Genomic DNA, 16,608 nt, shown 5'->3' with positions numbered 1-16,608 from the left:
AGGGGTATGGTTCGAAGTCTCGAGGAGCCCGAGATGACGCCGGTCCGCGCCCTTTCCGTCGGCTCGTCCGAGTGGATCCGGACGGCGACGGCGGGGCTCGCGGACGAAGCGGTGGCACTCGCGGAATCCGTTCCGAACGCGTCCGACCTCTCGGACGACCGGCTCGAGACGGTCGATTGCGTCCTGACCGACGACCGAGACGTCCTCGCGGCCGTTGACGGCTCGTGTCCGGTCGTTTACGCGGTCGATCCGGCCGCGAACGAGTCGATCGACCGCCTCCGGGACGAGGGTGCGACCGAAATCGTCGCCAAGACGACCATCCAGGAACCGCCGTTGCTGACCCATCGGCTCCGGCGGACGGTCGAGTTCACAGCGATGGAGCGATCGGCCGACCACCGAGTAGAGTTGTATCGGACGTTGCTCGATCAGTCGTCGGATCTGTTGATAGTCCTCGACGAGGAGGGAGTGGTCACCGACGTGAGTCCGGCGGTCGAACGCGTCGGAGGGTTCACCGCGGACGAAATGTCCGGGACGAACATGCTCGACTACACCCACCCCGACGATACGCAGCGGGTCCGAGACGAGTTCGACACGGTTTGCGAGGGCGAACTCGGGACCAGGCGAACCGTCGAGTACACCTGCAAACACGCGGACGATCGCTGGTACGTCCACGAGGCCGTTCTCACGAACCGACTCGAGGACGGCACCGTCGACGGCATCATCGCGTCGATTCGTGACATCACGGAGTTCCACCGCATGGAACGGGAGTTGAGCGAGTCGTTCAAACGCGTCACCGACTCGTTCTACGCCCTCGACGCGGACTGGCGGTTCACCTACGTCAACGATCGCGCGCTCGAGGTGCTCGAGATGGAGCGATCCGATCTGGTCGGTCAACGTATCCTCGATGTCTTCCCGAAAATGAAAGGGACCCCGTTCCAGTCCGCCGCCCTCGAGGCGATGGAAACACAGGAGTCGCGGACGGTCGAAGCCTACCTGGGGTCCTACGACGCGTGGATCGAGGCCCGGATTTACCCATCCCCGTCCGGAATCTCCGTCTACTGGCGGGACGTGAGCGAGCGCGTCGAGCGCAAACGGGATCTCTCCGAGCGGACGGAGCGATTGCAGGCGCTGGTCGAGAACGTTCCCGTCGTGTTGTTCGTTCTCGACGACGACGGGACCTTCACGCTCTCGGAAGGCCAGGGGCTCGCGAACCTCGGCTTCGAATCCGAGGAGGTCATCGGCCGATCGTTCTTCGACCTGCTCGAGGACTATCCCGAGGTTCGCGCCGACGTGAGGGACGCACTCGATGGGGTGGCAGTCAACACGCGGAGACGGATCGGAGACCGTATTTTCGAGACATCCCTCCGACCGATCGCGGACGACGGTACCGTCGATCGCGTCATCGGCGTCGCTAACGATATCACCGAACGGGTCCAGTATCAGGAGGCGCTCAACGGGCTCCACGAGGCGACCAGTCACCTGTTGACGGTCGACTCGAAGGAGGACGCGTGCGAGTACATCGTCGACATCGCGACCGACGTGCTCGACCTCGAAACCGTCGTCTACCGTTTCGACGAGGAGACGAACGAACTGCTGCCCGCGGCGTACTCGCCGGCCATCGAGTCGACGTTCGGTTCGCCACACCCGCTCCAGCCCGACGCCGGTGATCCGTGGCAGGCGTTCGTCGCCGGCGAACCGACGGTCCACGACGACGGAGCGGCCCGGATCGTCCGCGATGAGGCGCCGGACGTTCGAAGCGGTCTCTCCGTTCCGCTCGGCGAACACGGGGTTCTCGTCGCACTGTCGACCGAACCCGACGCATACACTGACGAGACCGTCGAACTCGCCGAACTGTTCGCGACGACGGCGGAAGCCGCCCTCGACCGGATCGGGCGGAGCCGCCGGCTCCGCGAACGCGAACGCGAACTCAAGAAACAGAACCGTCACCTCGAGCGGCTCAACGCGGCCAACGAGGTGCGTCAAGAGGTCGAACAGCTCCTTTTGATGGCAGACTCCCGGAGTGAGATCGAACGCGGGGTCCCCGAGTGTCTGGCCGAACTCGAGTCGTGTTCGCTGGCCTGGTTCGGCGAACCCGACCCGAGCGGGAACAGCCTCGAGCCGCGATACCACGCTGGGTTCGAACGGGGGTATCTCGACGCGGTACCGATAACGACGGTGGACGACTCGGCCGCCGAACCGGCCGGTCGGGCGGCTCGAACGCGGAGCCCGGTTCACGTCGAAAACGTCGCCGCGTCGGTTCACGATGGCGAGTGGCGGGGTGAGGCGCTCTCGCGAAACTTCCAGTCCGCGTACGCGATCCCGCTGATCTACGACGGGTTTTGCTACGGTGTCCTCTCGATCTACGGGGAGCAACGGGGCGCGTTCGACGAGACGCTGCGGTCGACGCTCGCGGAACTCGGCGAGACGATCGCGTACGCGATCGACGCCGTCAAACGGAAGAACGCGCTGTTCGGTGACGGTCACACCGAAGTGGAACTCGAGGTTGCGGCGGACGCGACGCTGTGTCGGCTGGCCGAGTTCCTCGGCGAACCCGTGACGTACGAGGGTGCGACGGCGCGAGCCGACGGCGCCCAGTTCGTGTTCGCGGCCGTCGAGGAGCCGGTTGACGACTCGCTCGCGGCTGCCGAATACACTGCTATCGAAGGGATCAGCGAGATCACTACGATCGCCGACCACGAGGACGAGACGTTGCTCCAGCTCCGGGTCACCGATTCCTTCCTGGGTTCGATCACCGATACCCACGGTGCACGGTTGTGTGAGTTCGTGGCCGACGCGTCGGGCGGCCGCGCGATCGTCGACGTGCCGGACGCCGTCGAAATTCGCGACGTGTTGTCCGGTATCAGCCGAAGCGGGCCCTCGGTGTCGATGGTGGCCCGACGCGAGGGGGCGACCGACGATCGATCGACGGTCAGCGCGCCAGCGCGGAGCGCGCTTCTCGAGACGTTCACCGACCGCCAACGAGAGGTGGTCCAGACGGCCTATCACGGCGGCTTCTTCGAGTGGCCCCGCCGTGCGAACGGTGAGGAGATCGCCGGCTCGCTGGACATCTCCTCGCCCGCCTTTCACAAGCACGTTCGATCCGCCGAACGAAAGCTGTTCGCGGCCCTGTTCGAGGGGGCGGCCGCTTCGGAGGTTAATTGATTAACCATCTATCGACGGAGGCGTTACACAGTTAACGATCAGGCTCTTTGCAACGACTCGTGAATCAGGGGACGACTTCCCACCTGCGTACTGGGGGTACGTACTAATCCATGACCGAGATGAGTTCACGATCACCGTCGACCGCGATTGGGGATCACTATTCCGTGCAATACGATAGACTCGACGACGAACCGCTCAGCGTTGCCGTCGCGGACGCCGTCGCAACATTCAAGAATGAAGACGTGACCGAACTCGAACCACTCCATTACTCGATCAACGCCGACGCGCTCGAGCGGCTGTTCGAACCCCGTGCGGACGGGCTCCGTTCCGGCGGCTCGGTAACGTTCGAGTACAGCGATTGCCTGGTGACCGTCACCGGTGACGGCGAGATTCGCATCGACTCCAGCTAGCCGCTCGATCTGGGGCCGGGGATCGGCGTGATCCCGCGTTCATTCTACGACGACCGAGACCGAATGCGAGCGCCTCGCTCGCCGCTCTGACTTCGCCACGGATACCTCGGTGGTGACGTGAACGGTGCCGAGACTGTTCGACAACGCCACGACAGCGACTGAGAGCCGACAGTATAAGCGGATCCATCCCGAACGCTCCGCCATGTCCACTCGTATCCTCGTCCCGACCGACGGGAGCGATTCCGCGACGGCCGCCCTCGAGCACGTACTCGACGTCGCGGCCGATCGGGAGGCGACCGTTCACCTGCTCAACGTTGCCGACACGAACCAGCCGAGCCTCACGCGCCTCGGCGACGACATCGTCGACGTACTCGAGGGAGAGGGAAACGACATCGTTTCCGACGCCGCGGCGATGGCCGAGGACCGCGGCGTATCCGTGGTGACAACCGTCGTTCAGGGCGATCCGCGAGAAGCGATCGTCCAGCACGCCACCGCCGACGAGTTCGATCTCGTCGCGATGGGGGCCCACGGACGGCGCGGGCTGGGGGAGTACGTCCTCGGGAGCGTCACGGATCACGTCGTGAACAGAAGCGCCGTTCCGGTGTTGACCGTCCGCGCCGCCGACGAGGTGTCGCCGACGTTCCCCTACACGGACGTCCTCGTTCCGACCGACGGGAGTGACCACGCGACGGCGGCGCTCGAACTGGCGTCGACGGTCGCCGAGCGACACGGCGCGAAGCTCCACCTGCTGTCCGTCGTCGACGAACTTCCGGAGGTGATCGACGCGGGCTCGGCAGACCTTCCCGAGCAGCTCGAGGACAACGTCCAGGGGGTCCTGGACGACGCGGCGTCGGCCGCCACGCAAGCGGGCGTCGACGACGTCACGACCACTATCGCCGCGGGGTCGGTGCCCCGGGAGGTCACGACCTACGGCGACGAGGCAGGGGTCGACCTCATCGTGATGGGAACGCACGGCCACACCGGTCTCGACCGGCACCTGCTCGGGAGCTTCACCGAGCGCGTGATCCGTACCTCGCCGGTTCCCGTCCTCACCACGCAGGCCCACGATGACGCGTGACCCACACACCAGTGAGCCGAATCGCTCGTCCAAACTGGCTCTCGGCCCGTCTCGCCAGTCCGGTGTTTCCCTCGCTTAGCCCGACCGTGCGATCGGGTCCTCGAGTCGCGGTCCGGTTAGAAAAAGTACTAGTACCTCGATTCGGAAACGACGGACGATGGTTCCCCAACCGGCGCTCCGAAACGAGATGGTGACTGAACCGTGACCGAACGAACGCTCCCCTCGCTCGAGCGCGTCCGATCGGAGATTACGAGAAACAGGCTCCGGGTCGCGTTCGCGGTACTCATCCTCATTACGGCCGCCGTCGTCGCCAGCGCGGCGGGCGGTGGGGTTTCGACGGCGTCGAAAGAAGACGTTCCGGACGCACCGGAGACCGATAATCACACCGTCGTCACCGAATCGGGCCGTGCGGGGACGATTACGGCCTACCAGCCCAACGGCGAGGTCCTCTACTACAACAACTCGCGGACTAAGTACTTCGACGCGGACCCCGTCGAGGGCGACCCGCTGACCGTCGAGTACGCCGCGACGGACACGATTCACACGGAAGGCGCTAACTGCGGCGCGCCGCCGTGTACCCGCAACGTCATCGAGCGGGCCGACCTCGAGACCGGTGAGGTCGAGGTCATCTACGAGCGCTACGACTACAAGGAGTACGCCGGCGAATGGCACGACGTCGATCGAATCAACGAGACCCACTTCGTCGTCGCCGACATGGTCGCCGACCAGGTGTTCATCGTCAACACCGAGACGGAGGTCGTCGACTGGCTCTGGGACGCCCAGAGCGACTTCCCGCTCGAGGGCGGTCACTCCTGGCCGCGCGACTGGGCACACATCAACGACGTCGAGTACATCGAGGAGGGCCAGATGGAAGGCCGGATCATGGCCAGTCTGCGCAATCAAGACCAGGTCGTCTTCCTCGATCAGGAGGAGGGGCTGCTCGAGGACTGGACGCTCGGGAGCGAAAACGAGCACGACGTCCTCCACGAACAGCACAACCCTGATTTCATCCCCGAGAGTCAGGGCGGCCCGGCCATCCTCGTCGCCGACTCCGAGAACGCACAGATCAAGGAGTTCCAGCGCGAGGACGGCGAATGGACCCAGACCTGGCTCTGGGAGGACGATCAGATCCAGTGGCCCCGGGACGCAGACCGACTTCCGAACGGGAACACGCTGATCTCCGACACCCACGGCAACCGGGTCATCGAGGTCAATCAGTCCGGCGAGATCGTCTGGGAGGTCGGCTCCAGCCTCCCCTACGAATCCGAGCGCCTCGAGACCGGTGACGAAAGCGAGAGCGGCCAGAGCGCCCAGTCACTCGGCCTCGAGAACCGAACTGAAGCCGAGAGCAGCGGTGGCGGCGGCGGCGGCGGCGGTGGCGGAGACGGCTTCGGCTTTAATCCCCTCGGATTCCTCGGTGATCTCATCGAGTCGCTCCTTCCACACCGGATCTACAACGCCCTCCTCTTCGTCAGCCCGGTCTGGATGGGGTCCTCGGAGTTCGCCGCTATCGGCGTCGCGCTCCTGACGGGCCTGACGTGGGTCGGCACCGAGATCAGGTGGCAGCTCCGCGACAGAGGCGTCCGATTCCGGCTGCCCGTCTACCGACAGGGCGGGAGCTAAGACGAAGCGATCGCAGTTTTCGATTTTGCAGTTCGGTGACGCAGGAACGCGAAGCTGTACTGAGAAGCAGCGTCTACGGGGGCTGAATCCGCCGCTCGGTCACGCCAACAGATGGCCGCCGGCGAGGTAGAGAGTCGCGAGGATCGTCTGGAAGGACAGCGAGCCAATCGCCGACAGCGCGACGAACGAGCGGCCGTCCATTTCCGAGAGCCCGGCGGGGACGGTCAGCAGCCCGCGAACGAACAGCATCGTATTGCTCACGGGGACGGCCAGACCGCCCCAGCGATCGAACCAGCCGTCGAATCGCTCGAGTCGCGACTCGGTGATGGGAAACCAGCGCTTTTGCAGGACGTACTCTCGGCCGGCGCGACGGACGAGACAGAAGAGACAGAACTGGCCGACCGTCGTTCCGACGACCGCGATGGCGACGATCGCGATCACTTCTGGGATCGACGAGCCGATCAGTGCCAACGCCGCCGGAACGACGAGTTCGCTCGGCATGAACCGCAGGAGCATCGCCCCCTCGAGAACGCAGATACCGAAGAACACCGCTAACGCGAGTTCCGACGTGAACATCGACTCGAGCCAGGCCGGTAGCCCCTCGGTTTGCAACGGATCCATGCCCGGTTCGTAGTCGGTCCCGAATGTAAGCACTGTTGGTTCGACGGCAGCGTCGACCGCGTTCGTACGCGTCGATCCGGCGTCCGAGAATCATAAGTTACGTAATGGGATCGATCGAACCAGTACGCGATGGAACTCGAACGCGGATTGTTCCTCGCGGGCGCGTTCGCGACCCACGCGTTCGTCGGCTACGCCCTCGTCCGCGGACTCACCGACGAAGACCCGCGGATCGGGCTCGTCTTCGGCCTCCTCCCTGACGCGGACTTCCTCTTTCCCGCGGGATTGGAATGGCCGTTCGTTCACCGCGGCATAACCCACACGCCCCTGTTCGCCCTCGCGATCGTCATCGGCGGCTACGCGGTCGGCCGACGGCTGAATCGAGAGGACTGGCGTGGCCGGGGTGTCGCAGTCGCCGTCGGGCTCGCGATCGGCTCGCATCTTGCGATCGACTCGCTCTCGCCGAAGGGGATCGACTGGCTGTTCCCCCTCCGGACGAGCTGGAGTCCCGGGCTGGCGGTTCACAGTCCGGCCGCGACAGTAGTGCTCTGGGCCGCATCGATCGGCATCCTCGCGTGGGGCGCGGACGAACTCCCGTCGATTCGCTGAGGTCTCGAGTTGGAGACGCGGCGCACGGCAGCCGTGACCGCAGTAACCGTGCGGTCGGTCACCCCGTCGGAACGGTTGCTACCGGCAATAACAACGTTAGAAGCAGTGACGCGAACAGAGCGGCCGAACCGGCGAGCAGAAACGCGCGATTGATCCGGCCGTTCTTGGATTTGAACCAGCCGAGCGTGACGTGGGCCCGCCAGACGGGGGCGAACGGGCTGATTCCCATCGGCGTGACGATATCACCCGCGAGGTGGGCGAGGAACCCGCCGGTACCGACGGCGAACCCGAACGCAAATGCATCCGGCGTCGAGGGGACGGCGAGGGCGGTCCCGACGCCGGCGACCAGCCCGACGAGGACGGCGAACCAGACGGTGTGCGTTGGCCCGCGGTGTCGGAGCCGCGGCAGCGGCTCGTCGATATCCGGGAGGTTGGCCACGGCGACGGCCACGAGCGCCCCGATCAGCGCCAGCTCGAGCGACCAGACGCGGCCAACCAGGGGCAGAAACGGCGCGTACAGCAGGGCGTTGAATCCGGCGTGTCCGTCTCGGTACATACCGATCGATCGACCGTTCATCGGAGCCGGACGGGGATTAACCGCTCGGTCGCCCCGCAGGCGGGTAGTCACTCCGTCGTCCGCCGATCGGCGTCACCGCACCGCCCGGACACCGAACGCCGACACGGCCAGGCCGCCGATCAGGATCGGCATCCAGTAGATCGCACCGCGGAAGATGAGGACGGCCGCGGTGATGACCGACGCCTGAATACCGGTGGTGGGAACGAGCAGCGTGACGAACGCGGCCTCGATCCCGCCGAGTCCCCCCGGAAGGGGCGCAGCGCCGGCCAGGTTTGCCAGCGGGATCACGAATAGCAGGACGTACGGCGGGACGCCGTAGCCCAGCGCGGCGAACGCCGCCATGAGCGCGGCGACCTGAAAGAGCCAGCCACACAGTGACAGCCCGACGACGGCGGACAGCCGCCACCGGTCCGTCGCCACGCGTTCGATGTTCTCGAAGAATCGTCCCAGTCGGTCGGCGATGTCCTCCTCGAGCGTCTCGGACTCGAAGCGCTCGAGCCCGAGCCGACCGAGTCGGGGGGCGACGATTCCGGGGAGCCGGTCGACGATCGCCTGGTGGTACCGCCAGACGAGCCCCATGGCGATGACGATTCCCGCGATCAGCACGACCGCCGAACCGACCGCCGTCACGAGGTGGTCGCCGAGCGCGGCGGTGGTCGCGTAGTAGCCGACGCCGACGAGGATGAGCGAGATCGAGGGAACGACGTTGAGGACGTCGACGCTCGCGATGCCGACGAGGCTGGTCTCGTAGCGGGCATCGGAGGTCTTCGAGATGAGCAGCGCTGCGACCGGTTCGCCGCCGGCTTGCCCGAACGGGGTGACGTTGTTCGCGAAGACGGCACCGGCGTAGATGAAAAACGACTTCCCGACCGGGATGCCGATGCCGAGCGCGGCGAGGACGGTCCGGAGCATCAGGCTCCAGGCGGCCAGCCAGCAGAGCGCGAGCGCGAACGTCGCGGCGACCAGCGACGGCTCCGCCGACAGTAACGAATCGAGAATGTCGCGCGCGCCGACGACGAAAAAGAGGACGGAAAAGACTGCGATCGTCCCGATGGCCCCGATGATGAACGCCCGACGATTTCGCTCGTCCATGGCTGGTATGAATCGTCAGTTACCTTGAAACATCTGATCATCGCCGAGCGGAGAGCGCGGCCGTGACGGGTGGCTGCCCTCCCCTTCAATCGATTTATTGGCGTGGAGAAAAGTGAGGCCAGTAATGGACAGGACACCGCAATCGAACGTCCTCTTCGTCGTTCTGGATACGGTCCGAAAGGATCGGCTCGAGCCCTACGGGTACGAGCGGGAGACGACGCCCGAGCTGTCGCGGTTCGCCGAGGCGGCGACCGTCTTCGAATCGGCGGTCGCGCCCGCGCCATGGACGCTTCCGGTTCACGCCTCGCTGTTTACCGGCCGGTATCCGAGCCAGCACGGAGCCGATCAGGGGAGTCCGTATCTCGACGACGAGACGACCCTCGCGTCGACCCTGTCGGCGGCCGGCTACGACACGGCCTGTTACTCTTCTAACGCCTGGATAACACCCTACACCGGCCTCACCGACGGGTTCGGCCACCAGGACTCGTTCTTCGAGGTTCTCCCCGGCGACGTGCTCTCGGGGCCGCTGGCCAGCGCGTGGCAGACCGTCAACGACAACGACTACCTCCGCGATCTGGCGTCGAAGCTCGTCCACCTCGGCGCGATGGCCCACTCCAAACTCGCCAGCGGCGAGGGGGCAGACTCGAAGACGCCGTCGGTAATCGATCGAACCAAGTCCTTCATCGACGACAGCGAGAGCGACGACGGCTGGTTCGCCTTCGTCAATCTGATGGACGCCCACCTGCCGTACTACCCGCCCGAGGAGTACCGCGAGGAGTTCGCCCCCGGCGTCGATCCCGACGACGTCTGCCAGAACTCCAAGGAGTTCAATTCGGGTGCCCGCGATATCGACGACGACGAGTGGGAAGACATTCGCGGCCTCTACGACGCCGAAATCGCCCACATGGACGCCGAACTCGGCCGCCTGTTCGACTGGCTCCGCGAGACCGACCAGTGGGAGGAGACGACAGTCGTCGTCGCGGCCGACCACGGCGAACTCCACGGCGAACACGACCTCTACGGCCACGAGTTCGCCCTCTACGATCAGCTCATCAACGTCCCGCTGCTGGTCAAACATCCCGACCTCGAGGCAGACCGGCGCGACGACCTCGTCGAGTTGCTCGATTGCTATCACACGGTGCTCGACGTGCTGGATGTCAATCCCGATGCAGTCGGCCGGACGGATGTCGACGGACATTCCGACCGCGTCGTCGCCCGCGACGCGACGCGCTCGTTGCTCTCGAGCGAGTATCGCGCGTTCGAAGGGGCTGTCGATCCCGACGCCGGCCAGCGCGCCGTCCTCGAGGGTGAGGGGAACTACGCGTTCGTCGAGTACGCCCAGCCGGTCATCGAACTGCATCACTTAGAGGAGAAAGCGAGCGAGGCCGGCATCGATCTCCCGGACGATCACCGCGCCTACTCGCGGCTGCGCGCCGCCCGGAGCACGGACGCGAAGTACGTCCGCGCGGACCGCATCCCCGACGAGGGGTACCGGCTCGACGAGGACCCCGTGGAGCGAACATCGGTCGATCCGGCCGACGACGATATCGTCGCTGCGACCGAACGGGCGCTGGCTCGCTTCGAGGAAGGGGTCGGCGGCGCGTGGGACGACCCGACGGAGACCGACGACGCGGCCGACGCGCTCGACGAGGCCGACGAGGAGACCCGCGATCGGCTGCGGGAGCTGGGCTATCTCGAGTGAGACGGTTTGCTGTAACGATTTACCGGCGCGGCCGGAGGCCGAATCGCGGTTGTGCCGGAAATTACTTACAGCAGACCGTATGAGATGTCGGCTCGACGAGCGAGCGGACTGACACGGCAGGACGATATCGGAGATGTACCGGGGAATAGGGCCGGTTTTGGTGACTTTCCGGGAACCAATAAGAATACGTAGGTCGACTCGAAAGGTAGCGGCAACTAATGCAGGACCAGCACTTCCTCGAGTCGGACTGGGATTACTGTCTGGTGCTGGATGCGTGCCGGTACGACGTATTCAGCGACGTATATGACGAGTACCTCGACGGGACGTTAGAAAAGCGCTGGAGCACCGGTTCGTCGACTCCGGAGTGGGCCTATCGGACATTTACCGACGAACACGATATCGCGTACTTCTCGGGGAATCCATTTATTAACGACCTGGGGATTCCGCTGAACGAACTGAAGTGGGGGGCCAGCTGCGACTACGAGTGGACCGCCTCGGAGCACATCAGCGACGTCTTCGACGTGTGGAAGTCCGGCTGGGACGACGACCTCGGGACGGTCCCCCCGGACAGTCTGGCGGAGGCGTACCACGACAATCAGGACGCGGTCGAGACGGCGGATCGGACGGTACTCCACTACATGCAGCCACACGCGCCCTACCTCTCCCGCGGCAAGGGCCAGAAGCTCAAACAGATCCAGAAGGGGATCCGGAAACAGGAAGAAGCCGAGAAGGAAACCGACGGCGGTGGCGGGACTCTCTCCTCGCTCGGCGATACGATCCGCCCGAAGGTGGAGAACACACTCGAGGGCAGCGAACTCGCCCAGAAGGCGGGCCTCTGGCTCGAACTCGACCCCGCCGACCTCGTCAAGAACGGCACTCGAGAGGCGGCTATGGAACTCTACGAGGAGAACCTGCGGATCGCCCTCGAGTCCGTCGCCGACGTGGCCTCGGAGTTGGACGGCACCGTCGTCGTGACCGCGGACCACGGGGAGGCGTTCGGCGAGGAAGGTGTCTGGGAACACCACATCGAGACGCACATCCCGGCGCTCATGGAGGTGCCGTGGCTCGAAGTCGAGTAACGCCGCGCTCGGACAGCGACGAGGACACCGCTCGCCGGTTCGCGGCGACGGTCTCGAGGGGGTAACTGTACCCGCACCGATCAGGGGGAGTCCGGTATGAAGATCAGCCACTACTTCGAACTCGAAGCGCACGTCACCGGCGGCATTCACGAGTCCGTCGTCCACCAGCGGAAAATGTTGGACCGACTGGACCTCACGTACACGACCGAGCCGACGCTCGAGGCCGACGTCTTTCACTGCAACCTCATGGGACCGCGCTCGGTCTGGTACGCGCGGCGAGCGCGGCGACGAAACATCCCAGTTGTCGCGCACACGCACGTGACCGCCGAGGATTTCGGGGAGAGCTTTCGGTTCACGAACGCGCTCGCCAGGCCGCTCAAACCGTACCTCCGGTGGGCCTACGGACTGGCCGACGCGCTCGTCTGTCCATCGGAGTACAACCGGCGGCTGCTCGAGACGTACACCGACGCGCCGACGACGGTCATCTCGAACGGCGTCGACCGCGAGAAACTCGCGGGGTTCGAATCGCTCGAGGCCGAGTACCGCGAGCGCTACGACCTCGAATCGCCGACCGTCTTCCTCGTCGGCCACGTCATCAAGCGCAAGGGTCTCGAGACGTTCGTCGAGTTGGCCCGCCGGCTGCCCGAACTGGATTTCGCGTGGTTCGGCCCGCTGGACCTCTCCTTGAAAGGGCGAGAGACGACGCGGTTGATCGAGGACTCCCCGGCGAACTGTACGTTCACCGGCTACATCGACGACATCCGCGGAGCGTTCGCAGCGGGTGACATTTTCTGTTTCCCCACGCACGAGGAAAACGAGGGGATCGCGTTGCTCGAGGCGATGGCCGCCGGGAAACCGGTGCTCGTCCGCGACATCGAGACGTTCTCGTGGCTCGCGGACGGCGAGGACTGTCTGAAGGTCTCAGGGGCGGGCGTCGACGGCTTCGAGGCGGCCCTCGAGCGGCTCACAGACGCCGAACTCCGGGACCGGCTCGGATCGAACGCGGCCGGACGGAGCGAGGAATTCTCGCTCGAGACGGTCGCGAAGCAATACCAGTCGCTGTACCAGGAGGTGGCCTGAATGAAAATCGGATTCTTCACGGACAGTTATTTCCCCGAGATCGATGGCGTAACGTACACGATAAAGCTCTGGCGCGAGGAGTTAGAACGAAAGGGCCACGAGGTGTACGTCGTCTACCCCGACGGCGACTACGAGCCCGGCGATCGCGAGGTCCCGGTCAAATCACTGCCGAACCCGTTTTACGCCGGCTATCGGATCCCCCTCACCCGACGGCCGTCGACGCTTCCCGAACTCGATGTCGTTCACTGCCACGGCCCCGCACCGATCGGCGTCCTCGGACGGTACTACGCCTGGAAACACGACCTCCCGACGATCTATACGCACCACACACCGCTCGAGGAGTACTTCCACCAGAACGTCAAACTCGAGTCGGTCGCGGGATTGCTCTCGAAACTGTACGTTCCCGTCGAGAACGCGTTCCTCGAGAGCTTCGACGTGGTGACCGCTTCGACCGAACGGATCGATCGAAACGTCGAACACGTCCAGCTCCCCGTGGGGATCGATATGGACTTCTTCCAGCCGACCGCAGGAGAGTGGTACTCCGACCGAACGGTGATCGGCTACAGCGGTCGGCTCAGCATGGAGAAAAACGTCAGCGAGATCCTGCGTGCCGCCGAGGAACTACCGGAGTACGACTTCGTCATCGTCGGTGAGGGTCCCTACCGCGACTGTCTCGAGCGAGACGCGCCGGAGAACATCGAGATCCGATCGTTCCTCCCCCGGGAGGAGTTGCCTGCCTTCTACTCCTCGATCGATACCTTCGTGACCGCGTCAACTGCGGACACGCTCGGCCTCTCGACGCTCGAAGCCAACGCCTGTGGCACGCCCGTCGCCGCCGCCGACGTTCCGCCGTTCGATCACACGATCGGGGCCGATAACGGCGAACGGTTCGAATACGGCGATCTCGAGTCGATGGTCGACGCCATCGAGACCTGTCTGGCGACCGATCGCGAGACCAGAGCGGGCGTCGAACGCTACGCGGTCGAGTACACGATGGATCACCTCGAGCAGCTCTACCACAACGTCCCGCTCTCGAAGGACGAGGCCGCGACGGACGTCGAGAGTCCGTGGCGGTTCTCCGAGGAAGACCGGAGCTGACGCGGTCGGTTCTAGTTCAGTTTCAGCCAGTTCGTTCGGTTCTTCCGATCGATCGGAAACCGTGAATTTCACCGATAGGAGCACTGACGGAAGGGACGAGAAGACCTATATGCGAAACGGACAGGGTGGCACGTAACGCAACGGACGGGACCGGACCCGTCGCTCGCTACGATGTCAACTCGAACACGTACCGACGGAGGTGACCGACCATCGATCGACGGACGCTGATCGCGCTGGGGGCGTTGGCCCTCGTACTCGTCGTGCTTGTCCTCGGATCGACCGCGACATCGTCCTCGAGCGACACCGCGGTCGATCGACAGGAGCAGTTGGTGACGGTGGACGAGGATTCGTCGCTGTGGCCGTACACGAGCAGTGCGACGACGTTCGAGGAGCGGACGCTCGCGATCAACGTGGTGGTCGCTGGCGATCCGGCGGAGACGCGTCGCCATCTCGAGGAGCGAAGCCGCGGCGGCTGGAACGAAACCGCACCCGAACAGGAAGACGTCAGCGCGACGGCGGCCGAGGACGTCGTCGGGACGGAAACGGCCTGGGGGAGCGCTGACGGCTCGACTCGGTACGCTTACGTCGCCACGGGCGACGATCCGACCGGCGGGACGTGGCTCGACGAGAGCTACCAGGTACACGACGGCGAGTACCTCGGCTCGCGTCACCACATTCGTGCCTACGCGTCCCCTGACAGCGACGACCAGTGGACGGCGATGCAAGCCCACCGGGAACACTGGGACTGGTTTCGGCTCAGCCACACGGTCACCAGCGCCGAGGACTCCCAGCGATACGTCGAACGCGAGTTCATGGATCGCCGATACGTCTCGAGCGTCTCGCGCGACCATCTGGGAAACGACCGCGGCTTCGATTCCGACGGCTGGATAACGATCATCGATCTGAACGGCGACGCCGGCGATGACAGCGACGAAGGTGGCCCGCCGGTTCACCTCGCGATGCTCGGGCTCCTTCCCGGCGCGATGCTCATTGGCCACGTAACATCGCGGACCGAACCTCGAGCGCTGGTTTCCCCGCGCGTTCGACACGCGTTCGTGCTGGCCGGTGCGCTGATCGGGCTCTACCTCTTCGTCCGGTTCGGCGCGATCGCCGTCGAGGCTCGGCTCGGCGATCTCGATCCGCGATTCGTCGCGGGCGCGTTCTACCCGCTGCTCGTCGTCGGATTACCGGTCTGTACGTACTACTTCGCCCGCCCGCTCGATCGGCCGACGGCCTTCGCGGCCGGATCGGTCGGCTTCGCGACGGCGATCCTGCTCGATTACACCGCCTTGGGCGTGACTCGATTACCGGTTACCGTCTTCGTCCACCGGTTCTCGACGGCGATCGCGCTTGGCTTCATCGCCGTCGGCGCGTCGCACGCGGAACGAATCGATCCAGAGGATCACGGCTTCGTGCGAATGGGGGCGCTCCTCTGGGGCGTCACGCTACTCGTGCCGTTGCTCCGGTTTCTGTAACGGTCGCCCGTCCGCGGATCGCCCCCCGAAATCGTCGGGGCTCACGTACGGACGCGTCCACGAGGTCGTCGCCTGCGTGTAGCCGACGACACCCACGAAGGTAACGACGTAACACAGCCAGCGCGGCAGGCCGAACCCCTGTATCCAGATCGTCATCACCAGCGCCCAGGCGACGAGTACAGCCGTATCGCGACAGATTCGTTCCCCGTTGTGCCGGCAGTAGGCGATCAATCGGCGGCGTCGTGACTCGAGGAGCGGCCGATCGTCCCGGCCGGATTCAGCGACGTTGCGGTCCGATTCGTCGGAACCGAGTTCCGTTCGAGTCACCGTTGCTCGGAGGTTCGGGAGCAGTGAAATACGCTTTGTGGTTCGTCCACCGTCGCTCCCCGACGCGAACGAAGCGGGGTGGTTCGGCTTCGCCGACCTCGAGCCGATGACCGACGATATTCTGGCCACCTCGAGTTGTGCGGTGAACGCGGGCTACGGCGTCCAGCCGACGAACGCCGTCTCGGGCTCGACGTCGACGGCGTCCAGCGTTCGCCCCGTCGCGACGTAGTGGCTGACGAGCATGGCGATGCCGACGACGGTCCCGACGTCGTAGTGCGCCCGAAGCCGGTCGTGGTCCGCATCGCGGGGATCACCCAGTGCGACGCCGCGGGCGTAGGCGACGAGTGCGCCATCCCGGTCGTCGAGGGCCGCGAGATCGCCGTCGGTAATGGCGGTGATCTCCGCATCGGTGACGCCCGCCTCGCGGCCGAGTCGAACGTGCTGGTGCCACTCGTAGGGGTGCTCGAGGGCGCGAGCCGTCGCGAGGATGACGATCTCTCGCTCCCGCTCGGGAAGCACGTCCCAGAGGCGCGTCGAGTAGCGCATATACCACCGCATGAGTTCGGGCGCGTTCGCCATCGCCCGAAAGATGTGGGCGTCGCCCACGTCGTTCTCTGTGAACAGGTACCGGTACTCCTCGGGCAGGTCCGCGGCCTCGAGGAGCGGGACGCGAGCCAT

15 protein-coding genes are annotated in these 16,608 nt (G+C 65.1%); 10 read left to right on the top strand and 5 right to left on the bottom strand.

The genetic code is table 11. The features are described 5' to 3' along the window. Positions 1-6: 6 nt before the first annotated feature. The 4 genes from CP556_RS16850 to CP556_RS16835 all read left to right on the top strand — a co-directional run bounded on the left by CP556_RS16850 (position 7) and on the right by CP556_RS16835 (position 6,273). Entirely contained in the window at positions 7-3,162 is a 3,156-nt protein-coding gene (locus CP556_RS16850) for a PAS domain S-box protein (RefSeq protein WP_098726667.1), read from the top strand. A gap of 110 nt (positions 3,163-3,272) precedes the next feature. After that, entirely contained in the window at positions 3,273-3,572 is a 300-nt protein-coding gene (gene ddfA, locus CP556_RS16845) for a DdfA family disk-determining factor (protein WP_098726666.1), read from the top strand. A gap of 202 nt (positions 3,573-3,774) precedes the next feature. Then, positions 3,775-4,650: a universal stress protein gene (locus CP556_RS16840; RefSeq protein WP_098727450.1), complete on the top strand. Its 876-nt coding sequence runs from the start codon at positions 3,775-3,777 to the stop codon at positions 4,648-4,650. A gap of 201 nt (positions 4,651-4,851) precedes the next feature. Further along, positions 4,852-6,273, top strand: a complete 1,422-nt coding sequence (locus tag CP556_RS16835) for an aryl-sulfate sulfotransferase (RefSeq protein ID WP_098726665.1) — start codon at positions 4,852-4,854, stop codon at positions 6,271-6,273. Between the two features lie 99 nt (positions 6,274-6,372). Here CP556_RS16835 and CP556_RS16830 read toward each other — a convergent pair whose 3' ends face one another. After that, positions 6,373-6,894: a DedA family protein gene (locus CP556_RS16830; RefSeq protein WP_098726664.1), complete on the bottom strand. Its 522-nt coding sequence runs from the start codon at positions 6,892-6,894 to the stop codon at positions 6,373-6,375. Between the two features lie 129 nt (positions 6,895-7,023). Between CP556_RS16830 and CP556_RS16825 the strand changes: the two genes are divergently transcribed. Then, complete coding sequence (locus CP556_RS16825; RefSeq protein WP_098726663.1) at positions 7,024-7,500, top strand: metal-dependent hydrolase; 477 nt, start codon at positions 7,024-7,026, stop codon at positions 7,498-7,500. A gap of 58 nt (positions 7,501-7,558) precedes the next feature. Here the strand turns inward: CP556_RS16825 and CP556_RS16820 are convergent, their stop codons facing one another. Then, entirely contained in the window at positions 7,559-8,056 is a 498-nt protein-coding gene (locus CP556_RS16820; protein WP_098727449.1) for a metal-dependent hydrolase, read from the bottom strand. A 93-nt stretch (positions 8,057-8,149) separates the two neighbouring features. After that, positions 8,150-9,169 carry a lysylphosphatidylglycerol synthase transmembrane domain-containing protein gene (locus CP556_RS16815; protein ID WP_098726662.1) on the bottom strand — a complete coding sequence of 340 codons (1,020 nt, stop codon included), beginning with the start codon at positions 9,167-9,169 and terminating at the stop codon, positions 8,150-8,152. Between the two features lie 124 nt (positions 9,170-9,293). Between CP556_RS16815 and CP556_RS16810 the strand changes: the two genes are divergently transcribed. The 5 genes from CP556_RS16810 to CP556_RS16790 all read left to right on the top strand — a co-directional run bounded on the left by CP556_RS16810 (position 9,294) and on the right by CP556_RS16790 (position 15,603). After that, on the top strand, positions 9,294-10,871 hold the full coding sequence (locus CP556_RS16810) for a sulfatase (RefSeq protein ID WP_098726661.1): 1,578 nt from the start codon (positions 9,294-9,296) through the stop codon (positions 10,869-10,871). A 218-nt stretch (positions 10,872-11,089) separates the two neighbouring features. Then, positions 11,090-11,950 carry a hypothetical protein gene (locus tag CP556_RS16805; RefSeq protein ID WP_098726660.1) on the top strand — a complete coding sequence of 287 codons (861 nt, stop codon included), beginning with the start codon at positions 11,090-11,092 and terminating at the stop codon, positions 11,948-11,950. A 96-nt stretch (positions 11,951-12,046) separates the two neighbouring features. Further along, positions 12,047-13,030 carry a glycosyltransferase family 4 protein gene (locus tag CP556_RS16800; RefSeq protein WP_098726659.1) on the top strand — a complete coding sequence of 328 codons (984 nt, stop codon included), beginning with the start codon at positions 12,047-12,049 and terminating at the stop codon, positions 13,028-13,030. Further along, positions 13,031-14,128 (top strand): glycosyltransferase, encoded by a 1,098-nt coding sequence (locus CP556_RS16795; RefSeq protein WP_098726658.1) that lies wholly within the window; start codon positions 13,031-13,033, stop codon positions 14,126-14,128. It begins immediately after the preceding gene. Positions 14,129-14,370: 242 nt separating this feature from the next. Next, complete coding sequence (locus CP556_RS16790; protein WP_255291488.1) at positions 14,371-15,603, top strand: hypothetical protein; 1,233 nt, start codon at positions 14,371-14,373, stop codon at positions 15,601-15,603. On the opposite strand, the gene CP556_RS16785 is transcribed toward CP556_RS16790, so the two are convergent. Continuing rightward, positions 15,574-15,930, bottom strand: a complete 357-nt coding sequence (locus CP556_RS16785) for a DUF8119 family protein (protein WP_098726656.1) — start codon at positions 15,928-15,930, stop codon at positions 15,574-15,576. The genes CP556_RS16790 and CP556_RS16785 overlap by 30 nt on opposite strands. A gap of 153 nt (positions 15,931-16,083) precedes the next feature. Then, positions 16,084-16,608, bottom strand: a complete 525-nt coding sequence (locus tag CP556_RS16780; RefSeq protein ID WP_098726655.1) for a carboxymuconolactone decarboxylase family protein — start codon at positions 16,606-16,608, stop codon at positions 16,084-16,086.

Source organism: Natrinema sp. CBA1119 (genome assembly GCF_002572525.1).
Lineage (GTDB): Archaea > Halobacteriota > Halobacteria > Halobacteriales > Natrialbaceae > Natrinema.
Note: the sequence above shows the minus strand (reverse complement) of the source record. Positions and strands in the feature narration are given on the sequence as shown.